The following is a 20010-nucleotide window of genomic DNA, read 5'->3' as shown; positions in this document are numbered from 1 at the left end:
CGTGCGGCTCAAGTGCATCAAGCTGGCGGGATTCAAGTCCTTCGTCGACCCGACCACGGTGAACTTCCCCAGTAACATGGCGGCGGTGGTCGGGCCCAATGGCTGCGGCAAATCGAACATCATCGACGCCGTACGCTGGGTGATGGGCGAGAGTTCGGCGAAGAACCTGCGCGGCGAGTCGATGACCGACGTCATCTTCAACGGCTCCACCAGCCGCAAACCGGTGAGCCAGGCGAGCATCGAACTGGTGTTCGATAACTCCGACGGCACCTTGCTCGGTGAATACGCCGCCTACGCGGAAATCTCCATTCGCCGCAAAGTGACCCGCGACAGCCAGACCACCTATTACCTCAACGGCACCAAATGCCGGCGTCGTGACATTACCGACATCTTCCTCGGCACCGGCCTTGGCCCACGCAGCTACTCGATCATCGAGCAGGGGATGATCTCCAAGCTGATCGAGTCCAAGCCCGAAGACCTGCGCAACTTCATCGAAGAAGCGGCGGGCATCTCCAAGTACAAGGAGCGCCGGCGCGAGACCGAAAACCGCATCCGTCGTACCCACGAGAACCTGGAACGCCTGACCGACCTGCGCGAAGAGCTGACGCGTCAGCTTGAGCGCTTGCATCGCCAGGCCGAGGCCGCCAGGAAGTATCAGGAATACAAGGGCGAGGAGCGTCAGCTCAAGGCCCAGTTGTCGGCCCTGCGCTGGCAGGCGCTGAATGATCAGGTCGGCCAGCGTGAAGCGATCATCGGCAACCAGGAAGTTTCTTTCGAAGCCCTGGTGGCCGAACAGCGCAATGCCGACGCGAGCATCGAGCGCCTGCGTGACGGGCACCACGACCTGTCGGAGCGCTTCAATCTGGTGCAGGGGCGCTTCTACTCGGTCGGCGGCGACATAGCCCGGGTCGAGCAGAGCATCCAGCACGGTCAGCAGCGTTTGCGCCAGTTGCAGGATGACCTGAAAGAGGCCGAACGCGCACGCCTGGAAACCGAATCGCACCTGGGCCACGACCGCACACTGCTGCTGACCCTCGGCGAAGAGCTGGACATGCTCACCCCGGAGCAGGAAGTCACCAGCGCCGCCGCCGAAGAGGCCGCCGCCGCGCTGGAAGAATCCGAAACCACCATGCATGGCTGGCAAGAGCAGTGGGATACGTTCAACCTCACCGCCGCCGAGCCGCGCCGTCAGGCCGAAGTGCAGCAATCGCGGATCCAGCAGCTGGAAACCAGCCTGGAGCGCCTGGCCGATCGCCAGAAGCGTCTTGGCGAAGAACGCGCCTTGCTCTCGGCGGACCCGGAAGACGCGGCGATCATGGAGCTCAGCGAGCAGCTCGCTGAATCCGAGGCGACCCTCGAGGATTTGCAGACCAGTGAAGAGGCTCAGGTCGAAAAGCTCGAGCAACTGCGCCAGCAATTACAGCAAACGCTGACGGCGCAACAACAGGCCCAGGGCGATTTGCAGCGGCTCAACGGTCGGCTGGCTTCGCTCGAAGCCTTGCAGCAAGCCGCGCTCGATCCGGGCACCGGCACCGCCGAATGGCTGCGCGAACAGAATCTCGCTGATCGCCCTCGCTTGGCCGAAGGCCTCAAGGTTGAGGCAGGTTGGGAGCTGGCGGTAGAGACCGTGCTCGGCGCCGACCTGCAAGCGGTGCTGGTGGATGATTTCAACGATTTCGATCTGTCGGGCTTTGCCCAGGGCGATTTGCGTTTGCTCAGCCCGGCCAGCGATGGCGTCCGAGTACCGGGCAGCTTGCTGGACATGGTCGAGGCGCAGATCGATCTGTCGCCATGGCTGGGGCAAGTCAAACCGGTCGACAGCCTTGAACAGGCCTTGGCCTTGCGCGGGCAATTGACTGCCGGCCAGAGCCTTATCAGTCGTGACGGTTACTGGGTCGGTCGGCATTTTCTGCGCGTGCGTCGGGCCAGTGAAGCGGAAAGCGGCGTGCTCGCCCGTGGTCAGGAAATCCAGCAGCTGGGCCTTGAGCGCGAAGAGCGCGAAGCCGCTGTCGAAACCCTGGAAACCCAACTGCAGAATCTCAGGGCGCAGCAGCGTCAGCAGGAAAACGGTCGCGAACATTTGCGCCGTTTGCTGCAGGACGAAGCCCGTCAGCAAGGTGAGTTAAAGGCTCAATTGTCCGCCGGCAAAGCCAAGGCCGAACAGTTGACCCTGCGCCGCACCCGTCTCGACGAAGAGCTCACCGAGCTGGACGAACAGCGGGCCTTGGAGCACGAACACATCGGTGAAGCGCGCCTGCAATTGCAGGAAGCCCTCGACAGCATGGCGCTGGACACCGAGCAGCGTGAGTTGTTGCTGGCACAGCGCGACAGTTTGCGCGAGCGCCTGGACCGGGTGCGTCAGGAAGCGCGGCAACACAAGGATCACGCCCACCAGTTGGCGGTGCGTTTGGGTTCGCTCAAGGCGCAGCATGATTCGACACGCCAGGCGCTGGAACGGCTGGAGATGCAGTCCGAGCGGCTGACCGAAAAGCGCGAACAACTGAGCCTCAATCTGGAGGAGGGCGAAGCGCCACTGGAAGAGCTGCGCCTGAAGCTCGAAGAACTGCTCGACAAGCGCATGACCGTCGACGAAGAACTCAAGACCGCGCAGATCGCCCTCGAAGACGCCGACCGCGAACTGCGCGATGCCGAGAAGCGCCGCAGTCAGGCCGAACAACAATCCCAGTTGATTCGCAGCCAGCTCGAAACCCAGCGCATGGAATGGCAAGCCCTGACCGTGCGCCGCAAGACCTTGCAGGACCAGTTGCTGGAAGACGGCTACGATCTCCACGGCGTACTCGCGACGTTGACCGCCGAGGCCAGCGAGAAGGAAGCCGAGGAAGAGCTCGAGCGCATCGCCGCGAGGATTCAGCGCCTGGGCGCGATCAACCTGGCAGCCATCGATGAGTACCAGCAACAATCGGAGCGTAAACGTTATCTGGATGCGCAGAACGACGATCTGGTGGAAGCATTGGAGACACTGGAAAACGTCATCCGCAAGATCGACAAGGAAACCCGTAACCGTTTCAAGGATACCTTTGATCAGATCAATGGCGGTTTGCAGGCGCTTTTCCCAAAAGTTTTCGGTGGAGGTCGCGCTTATTTGGAACTGACGGGCGAAGATTTACTCGATACAGGGGTAACAATCATGGCGCAGCCGCCAGGAAAGAAGAACAGCACCATCCATTTGCTCTCCGGTGGCGAAAAGGCCCTGACCGCATTGGCCCTGGTTTTTGCGATCTTCAAGTTGAATCCGGCGCCGTTCTGCATGCTCGATGAGGTTGACGCGCCACTGGATGACGCTAACGTTGGACGCTACGCGCGGTTGGTAAAAGAGATGTCGCAGACAGTGCAGTTCATCTATATCACCCACAACAAGATCGCCATGGAAATGGCCGAACAACTGATGGGTGTGACGATGCACGAACCCGGCTGTTCACGTCTGGTGGCCGTGGATGTCGAGGAGGCGATGGCGATGGTGGACGCCTGAGTCGTGGTTGCAGGAAGKGGTGTTTATGGGTTGTAGGACTCTTTTACTGGCTTCGACTTGCTGGCTAATCGACATATTCGCGCTAGCCAAGGTGGTAGACGGTGTAAAGTTGCCTTTGGTCGTGCTAGTTTAATGTCAATTTTTCGTATACGTGGGCAAAACGCCTGTCAGAACATAGAGTTGGCGCCACGTTTTAAAGCGGTTTGCACGTTGTAAACCCCTTATTTTTCAGCATTTTTCATAGAGGCACGGGATTACATGGAAATCGGTCTGCGCGAGTGGCTGATCGTCATCGGCATTATTGTCATTGCCGGTATTCTTTTCGATGGCTGGCGCCGTATGCGCGGCGGCAAGGGAAAACTGAAGTTCCGTCTTGACCGAAGTCTGTCCAATCTGCCGGACGAGGACAGCAGCGCCGAGCTGCTGGGCCCGCCGCGCGTGCTGGACACGCATAAAGAGCCGCAACTGGACGAGCAGGATCTGCCGTCGGTGAGCATGCCGGCCCGCGAACCTCGCGAGTCGGGTTCCAAGCGCGGCAAGCGCAGTCACGGCGAGCCTTCCCAGGGTGACATGAACCTCAGCCTGGATCTGGACGGCGGCCCGAGCTTCAGCAGCCGCGACGACGATTTCCCGAATGACACCAAGGCTTCGCCATCGGTCAGCGACAAAGAGCAACCGCAAGCTGAAGAAGTGCTGGTGATCAGCGTGATCTGTCGTGACGCTGCCGGCTTCAAGGGCCCGGCGCTGTTGCAGAACATTCTGGAAAGCGGCCTGCGTTTCGGCGAGATGGATATCTTCCACCGTCACGAAAGCATGGCGGGTAACGGGGAGGTGTTGTTCTCCATGGCCAACGCCGTCAAGCCAGGTGTATTCGACCTGGACGACATCGACCACTTCAGCACTCCGGCGGTGAGCTTCTTCCTGGGTCTGCCAGGCCCTCGCCATCCGAAGCAAGCCTTCGACGTCATGGTGGCAGCGGCGCGTAAATTGTCCCAGGAGCTCAACGGCGAACTGAAGGACGACCAGCGCAGCGTACTGACCGCCCAGACGATCGAGCACTACCGTCAGCGCATCGTGGAATTCGAACGCCGCGCCCTGACCCAGAAACGATAAAGGCAAAAGATCGCAGTCTCGTTTCACTCTGTAGGAGCTGTCGAGTGAAACGAGGCTGCGATCTCTTGATCTTAATGAGATGAGATAGAGCAGCCTCGGCTGCTCTTTTGCTTTACGAGAGAACACCCATGACCGCCGCCAAGAACCGTATTTTAGAGCTGCGCGCTGAACTCGATCAGCACAACTATCGTTATCACGTGCTGGACGAGCCGAGCATTCCGGACGCCGAATACGACCGCTTGTTCAACGAACTCAAGGCCCTTGAGGCGGCCAATCCCGAACTGATCACCAGCGATTCGCCGACCCAGCGAGTGGGCAGTGCGGCGCTGTCGGCGTTTACCCAGGTGCGTCACGAAGTGCCGATGCTCAGCCTCGGCAACGCCTTCGAAGAAACCGACATGCGCGAGTTCGACCGCCGGGTGAGCGAAGGCCTGGACCTGCCGGCCGGCGACCTGTTCGGTGGCGGCGCAACAGTCGAATACAGCTGTGAACCCAAGCTCGATGGCCTGGCGGTCAGCCTGCTGTATCAGGATGGCGTACTGGTGCGCGGCGCCACGCGCGGCGATGGCACGACTGGCGAAGACATCAGTGTCAACGTGCGCACCGTACGCAATATTCCGCTCAAGCTGCACGGCACTGGCTGGCCGGCGACCCTGGAGGTGCGCGGCGAAGTGTTCATGTCCAAGGCCGGTTTCGAGCGGCTCAACGCCACGCAACTGGAAGTCGGCGGCAAGACCTTCGCCAACCCGCGCAACGCCGCGGCAGGCAGTTTGCGGCAGCTGGATTCGAAGATCACCGCCAATCGTCCGCTGGAGTTCTGCTGCTACGGCATCGGCCAGGTGTCGGCGGACATTGCCGATACGCACATCGGCAATTTGCAGCAGCTCAAAGCCTGGGGCATGCCGATCAGTCATGAGCTGAAACTGGCGCACGGTATCGCCGAATGTCTGGATTACTACCGCGACATCGGTGAGCGGCGTAACGCGCTGCCGTATGAAATCGACGGCGTGGTGTTCAAGGTCAACAGCATCGCCTCCCAGCGCGAACTGGGTTTCCGCGCCCGTGAGCCGCGCTGGGCCATCGCCCACAAATTCCCGGCGATGGAAGAACTCACCGAACTGCTCGATGTGGAATTCCAGGTCGGCCGCACCGGGGCTGTGACGCCCGTGGCGCGCCTGAAACCGGTCAAGGTCGCGGGTGTCACGGTGGCCAATGCCACGCTGCACAACATGGATGAAGTGGCGCGTCTGGGCTTGATGATCGGCGACACGGTGATCATCCGCCGCGCCGGTGACGTGATTCCGCAAGTGGTGCAAGTGGTCATGGAACGTCGTCCGGAAAACGCCCGGCCGGTGCAGATTCCCGAGCAGTGCCCGGTGTGCGGCTCCCATGTCGAGCGCACGCAACTGATCAAGCGCAGCAAGGGCCGTGAGACGGTCAGCGAAGGCGCGGTGTACCGCTGCGTCGGCCGCCTGGCCTGTGGCGCGCAACTCAAGCAGGCAATCATTCACTTCGTTTCCCGTCGCGCCATGGACATCGAAGGGTTGGGGGAGAAAAGCGTCGAGCAACTGGTCGACGAAGGCCTGGTGAGTTCGCCGGCCGATCTGTACGCCCTGACGTTCGAGCAGATCGTCGATCTGGAAGGCTTTGCCGAACTGTCGAGCAAGAACCTGCTCGGCGCCATCGAAGACAGCAAGAAACCGGGCCTGGCGCGGTTCATCTACGCCCTCGGGATTCCCGATGTCGGCGAGGAGACCGCCAAGGTTCTGGCCCGCTCCCTGGGTTCGCTGGAACGGGTGCAACAGGCCTTGCCACAGGTGCTGACGTACTTGCCGGATGTTGGCCTGGAAGTCGCGTACGAGATCCACAGCTTCTTTGAAGACGCACATAACCAGCAGGTGATCGCTGATTTGCTCAGACATGGCATGCAGATTCAGGATCAGGGCGAGTTGGGTGCCGAGTTTTCGGCGAGCACCACGCTCGGCGGTTTCCTCGACAAGCTGCATATTCCGTCGGTCGGTCCGGGCGGGGCGCAGAAGCTGGCGGACAAATTCGGCTCGCTGCAGGCGGTGATCGGCGCTGACTGGCTCGATATGCGCCAGGCGCTGCCGGAGAAACAAGCCAATTCGGTGCGTGAGTTCTTCGCGGTCGAGGCCAATCGCCAATTGGCCGAAGCGGCCGAGAAGCAACTGGCCGATTTCGGCATGCACTGGCAGAGCGAGAAGAAGGTCGTCGAAGGCTTGCCGCTGGCCGGGCAGACCTGGGTGCTGACCGGCTCGCTGGAGCTGATGAGTCGCGATATCGCCAAGGAAAAACTCGAAAGCCTGGGGGCCAAGGTCGCTGGCTCCGTGTCGGCCAAGACTCATTGCGTGGTGGCCGGGCCCGGCGCGGGCTCCAAGTTGACCAAGGCCAATGAGCTGGGCCTGAAGGTGCTGGATGAAGAGGCGTTTGTCGAGTTTCTGCGCGAGCACGATATTTCAGTGTGAAGCCATTCGCGAGCAAGCCCGCTCCCACATTCGATCGGATTCCTGCAGGAAGAACCCGGTTAAAGGTGGGAGCGGGCTTGCTCGCGATGGCGATTTCAGCACCCCGGCAGAAAGCGGGAAGGATCACGTCACGGTAATGATCTAGTCTCTGCAAGCCCCCGGGAGAGATCGCCATGTACCGTTTCTTCGAACAGCTCAGTTCGCGCATTGCCGCACCGTTCGTGGGCGAAAGCTCGCGCAACAGCAAGGTCTGGTCCTGTCGTTGCGGGCAGTCGCTGTTCTTTCGCAACAGCCAGTGCCTGGCGTGTTCGGCAGCCCTTGGATATCAGCCTGAGCAAAGCCGCTTGTCTTCGCTGCAACCGGGCGAGCGCCCCGACACCTGGTTGCTCGACGCCGATCCGGAGGCGGGTGCGTTCCGCCGCTGCGCCAATCTCGATTCACCTGCAGCCTGTAATTGGCTGCTCCCGGTCAGTCATCACGAAACCTTGTGCATGGCTTGTAGCTTGAATCGCACGATTCCCGACCTGTCGATAACGGACAATCACGAACGCTGGCGCAAGGTAGAAACCGCCAAACGCCGCTTGGTGGCGCAACTGGTCAGCCTTGGATTGCCCGTCATCCCGAAAAGCGTGGATGAAGAAACCGGCCTTGCGTTCGATTTCATCGGCGTCGACCTCGAGGGCAAGCTGCCGACCACCGGCCACGCCAATGGCTTGATCACCCTCGATATCAAGGAGGCAGACGATGCCCATCGCGAGCAGGTGCGGGTGCAAATGCGCGAACCCTATCGCACGCTGCTCGGGCATTTCCGTCACGAGGTCGGGCATTTCTATTGGGATCGATTGATCGCCAACAGCCATTGGCTTGAGCCGTTTCGTGGATTGTTTGGCGATGAGCGCGCCAGCTATGCCGATGCCCTCGAACGACATTATCAGCAGGGCGCACCGCTCGGCTGGCAGCAGCACTACGTCAGCGCCTACGCGACCATGCACCCATGGGAAGACTGGGCGGAAACCTGGGCGCATTACCTGCACATGATGGATGCGGTGGACACCGCGTTGGGCTTTGGCATGAGTGCCCGGGAATGGGACTTCGACTATCAGCCGTTTGCGCTGGATACCCTCTACGATCCACTGCACCCCGGCGGCGTGGCTTTTCTGTCGTTCGTCAATGCGTGGATCGAGCTGGCGGGTATGCTCAATGAACTGTCACGCAGCATGGGGCAGCCGGATTTCTATCCATTCGTCCTGCCGCCGGCGGTGATTGCCAGGCTGCACTTTATCCACCTGGTGATTCAGCAGGAGGGCGGCAGGGCGGACGAGGTGCTTCAGGCGCAATAGCAAGTGCTTGAACCCCTTCATATTTTTTATCCGAAACCAACGGTTGTAACTTCGCCTCAGATAGGTACAATGGCGCGGCTCGCCGACAGGTGAGCGTCGTTATGGTGACCCCATCGGTCCCCCCGCAACGATCAGCCGTGAACCCGGTCAGGCCTGGAAGGGAGCAGCCGCAGCGGTGACATTGTGTGCCGGGGTGTGGCTGGTGGGGTCGCCACCTATCTCTGAATCCTTGAGTCTACAAGGATTTGTCAGCACAAAAATCTCGAAGTGTGACAGCGTTCAGGTACGCCGAAGTGGTGCGCCATACGAGACGCGCAGGCTTTACGTTTGCACTCTTCAAAACCTTGCTGCGCTCTCCACTTTCCTTGCTGTGGCATCTCTGCGCACCTTCTCGCTGCTGGCCCAGGTTGGCAAACTACTTCGTATTAAGTGCGCCGTGAGTCAGTCGAGGGATATGGCAAGCTCACCGTGGTCCTGTTGTCTACGTGTCCTGGCCCGATCAGGAGCAATGTCCTGCTGATTTTTTGGGCTTGACGGAGTCATCGCCATAGGCAAATCGAATAGTTGGGCATGTTGTTATGAGGATTCGATATTTGCGCAGACAGCTATTTGGTCCTATTGGTTATTATGGGTAGATGCTTAATTCTATCAAGTTGTAAGGGATAATAGTTCCAAGGCATCAAGGCAGACGTGCGTTTTGCCAGAAGTCGTGAGAGTGTCGGAGTTTTGTCTTGTCGCAGAGTCAGGCGGGGACGGATTTCAGTCTTGCTATCAGAGTGTTTTCAAGATGGAGCTTGAAGTCTGATTTTTGGCTAGGCTGTGATGATCAGTGATGACGCAATCACGGTGTCGACAATGTCAGTGGGTAAGGGGGGGCAAATCAAGGCGCCTCAAAACGGATTTTGGTTACTTTTCGGACAGGAGTTTCTGGCATGAGTTCATTGTCTGCAGTGCTGCAGTCGAGATGGGTCGGATTTTATAGCGGAGTTATCCTGGCGGGGGTGTGGAGTGTTTTTGCTTATGTTCATTTGGTCCKATTTCTAGAAACGCAACAACTGACGATGCTTTTGTTCTGTCTCTCCGAGACGCTGACAGCAGTTTTGTACATTTTTCGAAGCGAGCCAAAGACGGTTTCGCTCATTCCGCTCGACTGGTTGATGGCGGCAGGTGGGACTTTTACCCCATTGTTTTTCCGGCCGGAGGCTTGGGGGGTACTCCCGTGGGCAAGTTTTCTGATAGTTGTGGGAACGATCATTCAGGTGCTGGGTATACTTTCTCTAAACCGCAGCTTTGCGCTCGTTGCCGCAAAGCGGGTTATCAAGACTGCGTGGATGTATCGCTTGGTGCGTCATCCTATCTATGCCAGTTATTGTCTGACATTTACGGGCTATGTATTGGCAAATACATCACTGGCTAATATAGCTATCTATGTGGGAACTATCAGTTTTCTGGTCGCGCGAATATTTCGAGAAGAGGCGCATCTTTCTCTTGATCCATTATATCGAGAGTATATGCAGGGTGTTCGTTATCGGCTTGTTCCATTCTTGTTTTAGTTTTCCGGTGTTGGCCGACGCCCTTAGATGGTTGTCAGGTCAGGAGCAGCCGCAGCGGCGGCATTGTGTGCCGGGGTGTGGCTGGTAGGGTTACCGCCTTAACGCCACGCGAGTGTTCTCTCGCGTTATCTTTCTGAAAAAACTTTCGCTAGCTGCCAGGAACTTGTCCGGGGCGGTTTTTTGTCGTTTCCGATTTATCCACAGCCGCCGGCTCGCCACCGGTATACAACCGGACAATCTTATCGATCTCCCCGGACATCTTCATCCGCACCAGGGTGCGCAGAATGCTCTGTACCGGCACTTGTGGGTCGTTGCGCACGTAGCAGCCGACATTCTGCTCCTGCAGCACTGCCACGCTGCGCAGCTGTTGCGCCGGTAGCAGGCGCTGATTGAACCAGTCCAGGCTCCATTGATTGCTGACGGCATAGCGGTTGCGGCCGGCGAGGAGCTTTTCCAGCACCAGTTCCTGATTGCGTGCGTCGTCGCGATGCAGTTGATCGGTGTCGAACAGCGGTTGCAGGGTCGGGTAGCTGTAGCCCAGCACGGTGCCGATGGACTGTTGTGGCAAATCCGCCGGATTCACTGGAGCGGGGCGCGCATTCGGGGTGATCAGCAGGTCGGGCTGGGTAAAGAGCGGGATGCTCCAGAGGTAGTCGCCGGACTGACGGGGCAGCCACGATTGCGCGGCATAACAGCGGATATCGACCTCGCCTTGTTTCATGGCGTTTTCCACCCGCCCGCGGGGCAACACATGGAATTCGGCCGGTACGCCGACCTGAGTCGCGAGACTGAGCATCACGTCATACAGAATGCCCTGGGTCGGTTTGCCTCCTTCAAGCTGCACCATGGGCATGGTCCAGCTGTCGGATATCACGAAGCGCAGCGGAGCTTGCGCGGCCTCGCCGTCCAGGCTGATCAACAGCAATGCTCCCAAGGCCAGCCGCATAAACACTCCATTAAATGCCTGCGATGTGCAGCTTAGCCAGAATACACGAGCGCACCGGATGCAATTTGTGCCTTGCTCCGCTAGCATTAGCCGCTTCTGCTTCCTTCGCTGCGACGGTTTTCGATGAGTTATCAGGTTCTTGCACGTAAATGGCGTCCGCGCTCGTTCCGCGAAATGGTCGGCCAGACCCATGTGCTCAAGGCTCTGATCAATGCCTTGGACAGCCAGCGGCTGCACCACGCGTACCTGTTTACCGGTACCCGGGGAGTCGGCAAGACCACCATCGCGCGGATCATTGCCAAATGCCTGAACTGTGAGACAGGTATCACTTCGACSCCTTGTGGCGARTGCTCGGTGTGCCGCGAAATCGAYGARGGCCGCTTTGTCGACCTGATCGAGATCGACGCCGCGAGCCGCACCAAGGTCGAAGACACTCGCGAGTTGCTCGACAATGTGCAGTACGCCCCGAGCCGCGGGCGCTTCAAGGTCTACCTGATCGACGAAGTGCACATGCTCTCCAGCCATTCCTTCAACGCACTGCTCAAAACCCTCGAAGAGCCGCCACCCTACGTCAAGTTCATCCTGGCCACGACCGATCCGCAGAAACTTCCTGCAACGATTCTGTCGCGGTGCCTGCAGTTCTCCCTGAAGAACATGACGCCGGAACGCGTCGTCGAGCATTTGACCCACGTGCTGGGCGTCGAGAACGTGCCGTTCGAAGACGATGCGCTGTGGTTGCTGGGCCGTGCCGCCGACGGGTCGATGCGGGATGCCATGAGCCTGACCGACCAGGCGATTGCCTTCGGTGAAGGCAAGGTCATGGCCGCCGACGTGCGGGCGATGCTCGGGACCCTCGATCACGGGCAGGTCTACGACGTCCTGCATGCGCTGATCGAAGGCGATGCCAGGGCGTTGCTCGAAGCCGTCCGCCACCTGGCCGAACAAGGGCCGGACTGGAACGGCGTGCTCTCGGAAATTCTCAATGTGCTGCACCGCGTTGCCATCGCCCAGGCCTTGCCGGAAGGTGTCGATAACGGTCACGGCGACCGTGATCGCGTGCTGGCACTGGCCCGGGCCTTGCCGGCCGAAGACGTGCAGTTCTACTACCAGATGGGCCTGATCGGCCGCCGCGACTTGCCGCTGGCGCCCGATCCCCGGGGCGGTTTTGAAATGGTGTTGCTGCGGATGCTGGCGTTCCGGCCCGCAGACACCGCGGATGCCCCAAGGCAACCGCTAAAGCCAGTGGGGATCAGCCAGGCCACAGTTGATTCCGCAAACTCAGTGGCTGCCGCGCCGGTTGTTGCGCCGGTAGTCGCTGCGGCCGTTGCACCGATGGCGGCTGCGCCAGTGGCGGCACCTGTACCTGCACCTGCACCTGCACCGGTCGTTGTGCCAGAGCCTGCGCCTGTGGTTGAGGCGGTCGTGGTCGAAGAAGTTGTCGACCTGCCGTGGAATGACCCGGTCGAGCCGGCGCCCGTTCAGCAACCGGCGGTGGAGCCGGTGCTGGAAACCGCCAGCGAACAACCCGATTTACCGCCGATGCCGTTGCCGACACCGGACAGCGTGGTGCCGGACGCCCCGGAATGGGCTGCCGCGCCGATCCCTGAACCTTCGGTGGCCGACGTCGATGCCGCGACGCCGGGCATGGACCTGGATGACGAGCCGCCGCTGGACGAGGATTACATCGAGCCGGACATGGATTCGGCCTACAGTTACCTCGACGAGTTGGCCAGCGAGCATGCCGCCGAGGCTGCTCCGGAGCCAGAGCCTGAGCTCGCGGCAATGCCGGCCACCGGTCTGGCCCTGCAATGGCTGGAGCTGTTCCCGAAATTGCCGATCTCCGGCATGACCGGCAGCATCGCCGCCAACTGCACGCTGATCGCGGTGGATGGCGACAATTGGCTGATGCACCTGGACCCGGCCCACAGTGCCTTGTTCAACGCCACTCAACAGCGTCGCCTCAACGATGCGCTGAACCAGTATCACCAGCGCACGCTGACCCTGAGCATCGAGCTGATCAAGCCCGAGCAGGAAACCCCGGCACAAGCGGCTTCGCGCCGCCGCGCCAATCGTCAGCGCGAGGCGGAGGAATCGATCCACGGCGATCCGTTCATCCAGCAAATGATGCAGCAGTTCGGTGCGGTGGTCCGTAACGATACTATTGAACCTGTCGACGCCCTGGTCACTCAGGGCTAATAACTGAAGGCGCTCGGCTACACTCCGCCGGGCGCTGTTTTGATCCAAGTACTTTTGAGGTGATTACCATGATGAAAGGTGGCATGGCCGGCCTGATGAAGCAGGCGCAGCAGATGCAGGAAAAAATGGCCAAGATGCAGGAAGAGCTGGCCAACGCCGAAGTCACCGGTAAGGCCGGTGGCGATATGGTCACCGTGGTGATGACCGGTCGCCATGACGTCAAGAGCGTGACCATCGACCCGAGCCTGGTCGAAGGCATGAGCGAAGACGACAAGGAAATGCTGGAAGCGGTCATCGCATCCGCGGTCAACGATGCCGTGCGCAAGATCGAAGCCAACAGTCAGGAAAAAATGGGCAGCATGACCGCCGGCATGCAACTGCCACCGGGCATGAAACTGCCATTCTGATTCGCCTTCAGGCGGCAGATGAGCTACAAAAAATGCTAGGCATTGCGCCTGGCATTTTTGTTTCTGGCTGTTGGGTCGGTGGTGACAGGTATGCCGCCATCGCGAGCAGGCTCGCTCCCACAGGGGATTGCATTCCAAATGTGGGAGCGAGCTTGCTCGCGATGAAGTCGCCCCGGTACAACTGAAAACACATCGAACGCCAAACCGCCACAAAGGTCTGCTCCCTATATCACCGAACCCCATCGATCACAGGAGACGCTGCCATGTCCGACCCCATTACCCTCAATCAACGCATTGTCCTGGCTTCACGCCCGGTCGGCGCGCCGACGCCGGAAAACTTCCGCATGGAGCGGGTAGCGTTGCCGGATCTGGCCGACGGTCAGGTGCTGCTCAAGACCGTTTTCCTGTCACTGGATCCCTACATGCGCGGACGCATGAGTGACGCACCTTCCTACGCCGCACCGGTGGAAATCGGCGAAGTCATGACCGGGGGCGCTGTCAGCCGGGTCGAGCGGTCGCTCAATCCAAAATTTCAGGAAGGTGACCTGGTGGTCGGTGCCACCGGTTGGCAAAGTCACAGTATCAATGACGGGCGCAGCATCATCCCGGTRCCGTCGGGGTTGCCAAGTGCCTCGATGGCCCTCGGGGTGCTGGGGATGCCGGGCATGACCGCGTACATGGGGCTGATGGATATCGGCCAACCCAAGGCCGGCGAGACCCTGGTGGTTGCAGCGGCGTCCGGCGCGGTGGGTTCGGTAGTCGGCCAGGTGGCGAAGATCAAGGGCTTGCGCGTGGTCGGCGTGGCCGGCGGTGCGAACAAGTGCCGTTATGTCGTCGAAGAGTTGGGCTTCGATGCCTGCATCGACCACAGGAGTCCGGACTTTGCTGATGAGCTGGCGCAGGCTTGTCCCAAGGGCATCGACATTTATTATGAAAACGTCGGTGGCAAGGTGTTCGACGCCGTGGTGCCGTTGCTCAACCCCAAGGCGCGGGTTCCACTGTGCGGCCTGATTGCCTCCTATAACGCCAATGAAGCGCCGAGCGGGCCGGATCGTCTGCCACTGTTGCAACGCACCCTGTTGACCAAACGGGTACGCATTCAGGGCTTTATCGTGTTCGATGACTATGGTGATCGCCAGCCGGAATTCCTCAGTGCCATGGCGCCCTGGGTACGCGACGGCAAGGTAAAGTTCCGCGAGGACGTGGTCGATGGCCTGGAACAGGCGCCCGATGCGTTCATCGGCCTGCTGGAGGGCCGCAACTTCGGCAAATTGGTGGTTCGGGTTTCCCGGGACTGAGTAATTGACGCTGCAATTTGACGCTCAACCGAGGCGCGGGTATAAACCGCGTCTCGTTGTTTTGTCGGACTTTTCCACCATGAGCTTCAGCCCTTTGATTCGCCAACTGATCGACGCCCTGCGAATTTTGCCCGGCGTGGGTCAGAAAACCGCCCAGCGCATGGCGTTGCAGTTGCTTGAGCGTGACCGCAGCGGCGGCTCACGACTGGCACTGGCCCTGAGCCAGGCGATGGAAGGGGTCGGCCACTGCCGTTTGTGCCGTACGCTGACTGAGGATGATCTTTGCCCGCAATGCGCCGATACCCGTCGCGACGACACCTTGCTCTGCGTGGTGGAAGGTCCGATGGACGTCTATGCGGTGGAGCAGACCGGTTTCCGCGGCCGCTATTTCGTGCTCAAGGGGCATCTGTCGCCGCTCGACGGTTTGGGCCCGGAAGCCATCGGCATTCCGCAATTGATGGCGCGGATCGAAGAGGCGGGCACCTTCACCGAAGTCATCCTGGCCACCAACCCGACCGTGGAAGGTGAAGCCACCGCACACTACATCGCCCAGTTGCTCAGCAACAAAGGCCTGATCGCCTCGCGCATCGCCCACGGCGTACCGCTGGGTGGTGAGCTGGAGCTGGTGGATGGCGGGACGCTGGCGCATTCGTTTGCAGGGCGTAAGCCGATCTCACTGTAATTTGTGTTGTTCGGGCTGACGCCATCGCGAGCAAGCCCGCTCCCACAGGGGGGCTGCGGTGCACACAAAACCAATGTGGGAGCGGGCTTGCTCGCGAAGGGCGCACCTCGGTATCGCTGATTCACACAATCCTGTTGAAAACCAAGCAAGCGCTCGGTTAACTTCACTGACCCCTTCAGTGGAGCTCGCCGATGTCTGCCTTTCAGGAATACTTCGACCCCAGCCACCAATTGGTCCGTGACAGCGTCAGACGCTTCGTCGAACGCGAGATTCTTCCCGATATCGAGCAGTGGGAAGAAGCCGAAAGCTTTCCTCGCGAGCTCTATCTCAAGGCCGGCGCGGCGGGGATTCTCGGCATCGGTTACCCCGAAGCTTACGGAGGCAGCCATGAAGGGGATCTGTTCGCCAAGGTTGCCGCCAGTGAAGAGTTGATGCGCTGCGGCTCAGGCGGGCTGGTTGCCGGTCTGGGCTCGCTGGATATCGGCTTGCCGCCCATTCTCAAGTGGGGTCGGCCCGAAGTGCGAGATCGGGTGCTGCCCCAGGTGCTGTCGGGAGAGAAGATCAGCGCCCTGGCCATCACCGAGCCTGGCGGTGGATCTGACGTCGCCAACCTGCAAACCCGCGCAGTGCGCGATGGCGATTTCTATCGGGTCAGTGGCAGCAAGACCTTTATTACCAGCGGCGTGCGCGCGGATTTCTATACCGTCGCGGTGCGAACCGGCGAGCCAGGTTTCGCGGGTATCAGCTTGTTATTGATCGAGAAGGGCACGCCCGGTTTCACCGTAGGACGGCAGCTGAAGAAAATGGGTTGGTGGGCGTCGGACACGGCTGAACTGTTCTTCGATGATTGCCGGGTGCCCGCAGGAAATCTGATCGGCACCGAGAACATGGGCTTTGCCTGCATCATGGGCAATTTCCAGAGCGAACGCCTGGCCCTGGCATTGATGGCCAACATGACTGCACAGCTTGCACTGGAAGAGAGCCTGAAATGGGCGCGCCAGCGCGAAGCCTTTGGCAAGCCGATCGGCAAGTTCCAGGTGATCAGGCATCGCCTCGCCGAGATGGCGACCGCGCTGGAAGTGTCCCGGGAGTTCACTTACCGCCAGGCCGCGAAAATGGCGGCGGGGCAGAGTGTGATCAAGGAAATTTCCATGGCCAAGAACTTTGCGACGGATACGGCAGACCGGATCGTCAACGATGCGGTGCAGATATTGGGTGGGCTGGGTTACATGCGCGAAAGTCTGGTGGAGCGGCTGTACCGCGACAACCGGATACTGTCGATTGGTGGCGGGACGCGGGAAGTGATGAACGAGATCATCAGCAAGCAGATGGGGCTTTGAGTTTGGTGGTGTGGCGGCTGACGCTTTCGCGAGCAAGCCCGCTCCCACATTCGACCGCGTTCTTTCAGGAAGAATACAGTCCAGTGTGGGAGCGGGCTTGCTCGCGAATGGCGTCGGCCCAGTCGCCGCTTACTTGTCGGTTAATGCAAACTGCGTCAGGCAGAACGTAGGAATGCCCATGTCTTCCAGGCGCTGCGAGCCACCCAGCTCCGGCAAGTCGATGATCGCCGCCGCTTCATGCACCCGCGCGCCCATGCGGCGGATCAGGTTTGCGGCGGCAATCAGGGTGCCGCCGGTGGCGATCAGGTCATCGAACATCACCACCGAATCACCCTCGCACAAGCTGTCGGCATGCACTTCCAGAAAGGCTTCGCCGTACTCGGTCGCATAGCCCTCGGCCAGCACGTCGGCCGGCAGCTTGCCTTGCTTGCGGAACAGCACCAGCGGCTTGTTCAACTGATAGGCCAGTACCGAACCGATCAGGAAGCCGCGGGCGTCCATGGCGCCGATATGGGTGAAGTCAGCCTCGACATAACGATGGGCGAAGCTGTCCATCACCAGGCGCAGGGCCGTGGGCGACTGAAACAGCGGGGTGATGTCGCGAAAGATCACGCCCGGTTTCGGGAAGTCGATGACAGGGCGGATGAGGGATTTGATGTCGAAGGAGTCGAAGGCCATAGTCGAAGAATCCTGGCAGGGCTGCAAACGACGAAGTATAACGGCGGCTGAACCGTTTCGCTCAGCCGCAACGGTTTGTTTCAGCTTTCCAGTGAGCCACCGGCCAGGGCGCACAGCTGGATCGGGTCGATAATCCGGATCTCCTTGCCTTCTGCCGCGATCAGTTCGTTTTGCTGGAAGCGCGTAAAGACGCGAGACACGGTTTCCACCGCCAGGCCCAGGTAGTTGCCGATTTCGTTGCGCGACATGCTCAGGCGGAACTGATTGGCGGAAAAACCCCGGGCGCGGAAGCGTGCCGAAAGGTTGACCAGGAAGGTGGCGATGCGTTCGTCGGCGGTCTTTTTCGACAACAGCAGCATCATCTGCTGGTCATCGCGAATTTCGCGGCTCATCACGCGCATCAACTGACGGCGCAACTGCGGCAGTTGCAGGGCCAGTTCGTCGAGGCGTTCAAAGGGGATCTCACACACTGAAGTGGTTTCCAGGGCTTGCGCCGACACCGGATGCTTTTCGGTGTCCATGCCCGACAGGCCGACCAGTTCGCTGGGCAGGTGAAAGCCGGTGAGCTGTTCTTCGCCGGTGTCGCTCAGGCTGAAGGTCTTGAGGGCGCCAGAGCGGACTGCGTAAACAGAATCGAAGGTATCGCCCTGGCGAAACAGAAATTCGCCTTTTTTCAGCGGCCGGCCACGTTTGACGATTTCGTCCAGCGCATCCATGTCTTCCAGATTCAACGAAAGTGGCAGGCAAAGAGGGGCCAGGCTGCAATCCTTGCAATGGGCTTGATTATGAGCGCGCAGTTTTACTGGCTCGGACATTTCTTCAATCCTTGTGGGAAAACACACATAAGATGTAAGGGTAACTCACCCGAGGAGATTGAGGCCAGTCCGTGGCGCTTTGTCGCAGTGGCCTAGATCACCCGGGAAAAGCGCTGGCGGCTGTGTTGTTCCAGATACGCGTCGAAGACCATGCACACCGAGCGTACCAGCAATCGCCCGGCGGGCAGGATGGTGATCCGTTCGCGGTCGAGCTCGATCAGCCCGTCTTTGGCCATGTCTTGCAGTTGGGGCCAGAGTTCGCCGAAATAGCCCTGAAAATCGATGTTGAAGGCCTGTTCGATGTCGGAAAATTCCAGGCTGAAGGTGCAGATCAATTGCTGAATGACCGCGCGCCGCAGGCGGTCGTCGGCATTGCACAGCAGGCCGCGACTGGTGGCCAGCTGCGACGCTGCGAGCGCGTTCTGATACTGGTTCAAGTCGCTGCTGTTCTGGCAGTAAAGGTCGCCGATCTGGCTGATCGCCGAGACGCCGAGGCCGATCAAATCGCAATGACCGTGGGTGGTGTAGCCCTGGAAGTTGCGTTGCAGGGTCGACTCTTCCTGGGCAATCGCCAGCTCATCGTCGGGCAGGGCGAAGTGGTCCATGCCGATGTAGCGGTAGCCGGCGTTGATCAGTTGCTCAATGGTGCGGTGCAGCATTTCCAGTTTCTGCGCGGGTGTCGGCAGATCATTGCTGTTGATGCGCCGCTGCGGCATGAAGCGTTCCGGCAAGTGGGCGTAGTTGAACACCGATAACCTGTCCGGTTGCAGGTGGATGACCTCTTCGACGGTGCGGGCGAAATTTTCCGGCGTCTGTTTTGGCAGGCCGTAGATCAGGTCGATATTGATCGAGCGAAACTGCAAAGTACGGGCGGCGTCGATCACCGCGCGGGTTTCTTCCAGGCTTTGCAGGCGATTGACCGCTCGCTGGACCGCCGGGTCAAGGTCTTGCAGGCCGATGCTGACCCGATTGAAACCCAGTTCGCGCAGCAGGCCCATGGTCGACCAGTCGGCCTCGCGCGGGTCTATCTCGATGCCGTAGTCGCCGGAGTCGTCGTCCAGCAAATTGAAGTGTTTGCGCAAATGCGCCATTAGCTGGCGCAGCTCGTCGTGGCTGAGAAAGGTGGGCGTGCCGCCACCGAAGTGCAGTTGCTCGACTTTCTGCGTGGTGTCGAGATGGCAGGCGATCAACTGGATTTCCTGTTCCAGGCGCTGCAAGTAAGGCAGCGCCCGGCCGCGATCCTTGGTGATGACCTTGTTGCAGGCGCAGTAATAGCAAATGTTCGCGCAGAACGGCACGTGCACGTACAGCGACAACGGGCGTTGAGTCTTGCGGCTGTCGCGCAGGGCATGGAACAGGTCAAAGGTGCCGACCTGGCTGTTGAATTGCACGGCAGTCGGGTACGAGGTGTAGCGTGGTCCCGCCAGGTCATAACGGCGGATCAGATCGGTGTCCCAACGAATGGCGTCGAGCATCATGCGGGCATTCCCCCGGATAGGCTGGCAGTGTCAGCCACTTTATGCGAGGGCGGGGTGGGGCATCTTGATTTGCATCAAGGGTGTCATTGCCAAACATCCCCCTGTAGCAGCTGCCGAGCCTGCGAGGCTGCGTTCGGCGGCGCAGCCGTCGTGAAATCAGACTGTGCGGTGTTTCAGGTGAATTTGGT

14 protein-coding genes and 1 other RNA gene are annotated in these 20010 nt (G+C 60.0%); 11 read left to right on the top strand and 4 right to left on the bottom strand.

Annotated features, from left to right (window positions below):
- Position 1: 1 nt before the first annotated feature.
- The 6 genes from smc to AB4Z35_RS26750 all read left to right on the top strand — a co-directional run bounded on the left by smc (position 2) and on the right by AB4Z35_RS26750 (position 9982).
- Entirely contained in the window at positions 2–3490 is a 3489-nt protein-coding gene (gene smc / locus AB4Z35_RS26775; protein ID WP_442100401.1) for a chromosome segregation protein SMC, read from the top strand.
- 258 nt (positions 3491–3748) lie between these two features.
- On the top strand, positions 3749–4603 hold the full coding sequence (gene zipA, locus AB4Z35_RS26770) for a cell division protein ZipA (protein WP_442100399.1): 855 nt from the start codon (positions 3749–3751) through the stop codon (positions 4601–4603).
- A 128-nt stretch (positions 4604–4731) separates the two neighbouring features.
- The gene (gene ligA, locus AB4Z35_RS26765; RefSeq protein WP_442100397.1) at positions 4732–7089 is read left to right on the top strand and encodes an NAD-dependent DNA ligase LigA; all 2358 of its coding nucleotides are present in this window, start codon (positions 4732–4734) and stop codon (positions 7087–7089) included.
- A 173-nt stretch (positions 7090–7262) separates the two neighbouring features.
- Complete coding sequence (locus tag AB4Z35_RS26760) at positions 7263–8429, top strand: zinc-binding metallopeptidase family protein (protein WP_442100396.1); 1167 nt, start codon at positions 7263–7265, stop codon at positions 8427–8429.
- 111 nt (positions 8430–8540) lie between these two features.
- Positions 8541–8637: signal recognition particle sRNA small type (gene ffs / locus AB4Z35_RS26755), an RNA gene on the top strand.
- 724 nt (positions 8638–9361) lie between these two features.
- Complete coding sequence (locus AB4Z35_RS26750; protein WP_442100394.1) at positions 9362–9982, top strand: methyltransferase family protein; 621 nt, start codon at positions 9362–9364, stop codon at positions 9980–9982.
- A gap of 148 nt (positions 9983–10130) precedes the next feature.
- Here AB4Z35_RS26750 and AB4Z35_RS26745 read toward each other — a convergent pair whose 3' ends face one another.
- Positions 10131–10928, bottom strand: coding sequence for a substrate-binding periplasmic protein (locus AB4Z35_RS26745; protein ID WP_442100392.1), 798 nt, complete (start codon positions 10926–10928; stop codon positions 10131–10133).
- A 123-nt stretch (positions 10929–11051) separates the two neighbouring features.
- On the opposite strand from AB4Z35_RS26745, the gene dnaX reads away from it, so the two are divergent.
- From dnaX to AB4Z35_RS26720, 5 genes are all read left to right on the top strand, one after another.
- On the top strand, positions 11052–13124 hold the full coding sequence (gene dnaX, locus AB4Z35_RS26740) for a DNA polymerase III subunit gamma/tau (protein ID WP_442100391.1): 2073 nt from the start codon (positions 11052–11054) through the stop codon (positions 13122–13124).
- 68 nt (positions 13125–13192) lie between these two features.
- The gene (locus AB4Z35_RS26735; protein ID WP_007995811.1) at positions 13193–13531 is read left to right on the top strand and encodes a YbaB/EbfC family nucleoid-associated protein; all 339 of its coding nucleotides are present in this window, start codon (positions 13193–13195) and stop codon (positions 13529–13531) included.
- A gap of 263 nt (positions 13532–13794) precedes the next feature.
- Positions 13795–14829 carry an NADP-dependent oxidoreductase gene (locus tag AB4Z35_RS26730; RefSeq protein ID WP_442100389.1) on the top strand — a complete coding sequence of 345 codons (1035 nt, stop codon included), beginning with the start codon at positions 13795–13797 and terminating at the stop codon, positions 14827–14829.
- 79 nt (positions 14830–14908) lie between these two features.
- Positions 14909–15511, top strand: coding sequence for a recombination mediator RecR (gene recR, locus AB4Z35_RS26725; RefSeq protein WP_007995809.1), 603 nt, complete (start codon positions 14909–14911; stop codon positions 15509–15511).
- Positions 15512–15702: 191 nt separating this feature from the next.
- Positions 15703–16851, top strand: coding sequence for an acyl-CoA dehydrogenase family protein (locus tag AB4Z35_RS26720; RefSeq protein ID WP_442100386.1), 1149 nt, complete (start codon positions 15703–15705; stop codon positions 16849–16851).
- Between the two features lie 129 nt (positions 16852–16980).
- On the opposite strand, the gene AB4Z35_RS26715 is transcribed toward AB4Z35_RS26720, so the two are convergent.
- From AB4Z35_RS26715 to hemN, 3 genes are all read right to left on the bottom strand, one after another.
- A complete protein-coding gene (locus tag AB4Z35_RS26715; protein WP_007985920.1) occupies positions 16981–17529 on the bottom strand; it encodes an adenine phosphoribosyltransferase in 549 nt (182 codons plus the stop codon).
- A gap of 80 nt (positions 17530–17609) precedes the next feature.
- A complete protein-coding gene (gene fnr, locus AB4Z35_RS26710; RefSeq protein ID WP_007995802.1) occupies positions 17610–18344 on the bottom strand; it encodes a fumarate/nitrate reduction transcriptional regulator Fnr in 735 nt (244 codons plus the stop codon).
- Positions 18345–18436: 92 nt separating this feature from the next.
- Positions 18437–19819: an oxygen-independent coproporphyrinogen III oxidase gene (hemN, locus tag AB4Z35_RS26705; RefSeq protein WP_442100444.1), complete on the bottom strand. Its 1383-nt coding sequence runs from the start codon at positions 19817–19819 to the stop codon at positions 18437–18439.
- Positions 19820–20010: the final 191 nt, after the last annotated feature.

It is taken from the genome of Pseudomonas sp. KB_15 (genome assembly GCF_052114525.1).
Lineage (GTDB): Bacteria > Pseudomonadota > Gammaproteobacteria > Pseudomonadales > Pseudomonadaceae > Aquipseudomonas.
The sequence above is the reverse complement of the archived record's forward strand: the minus strand, read 5'-3'. Positions and strand labels throughout refer to the sequence as shown.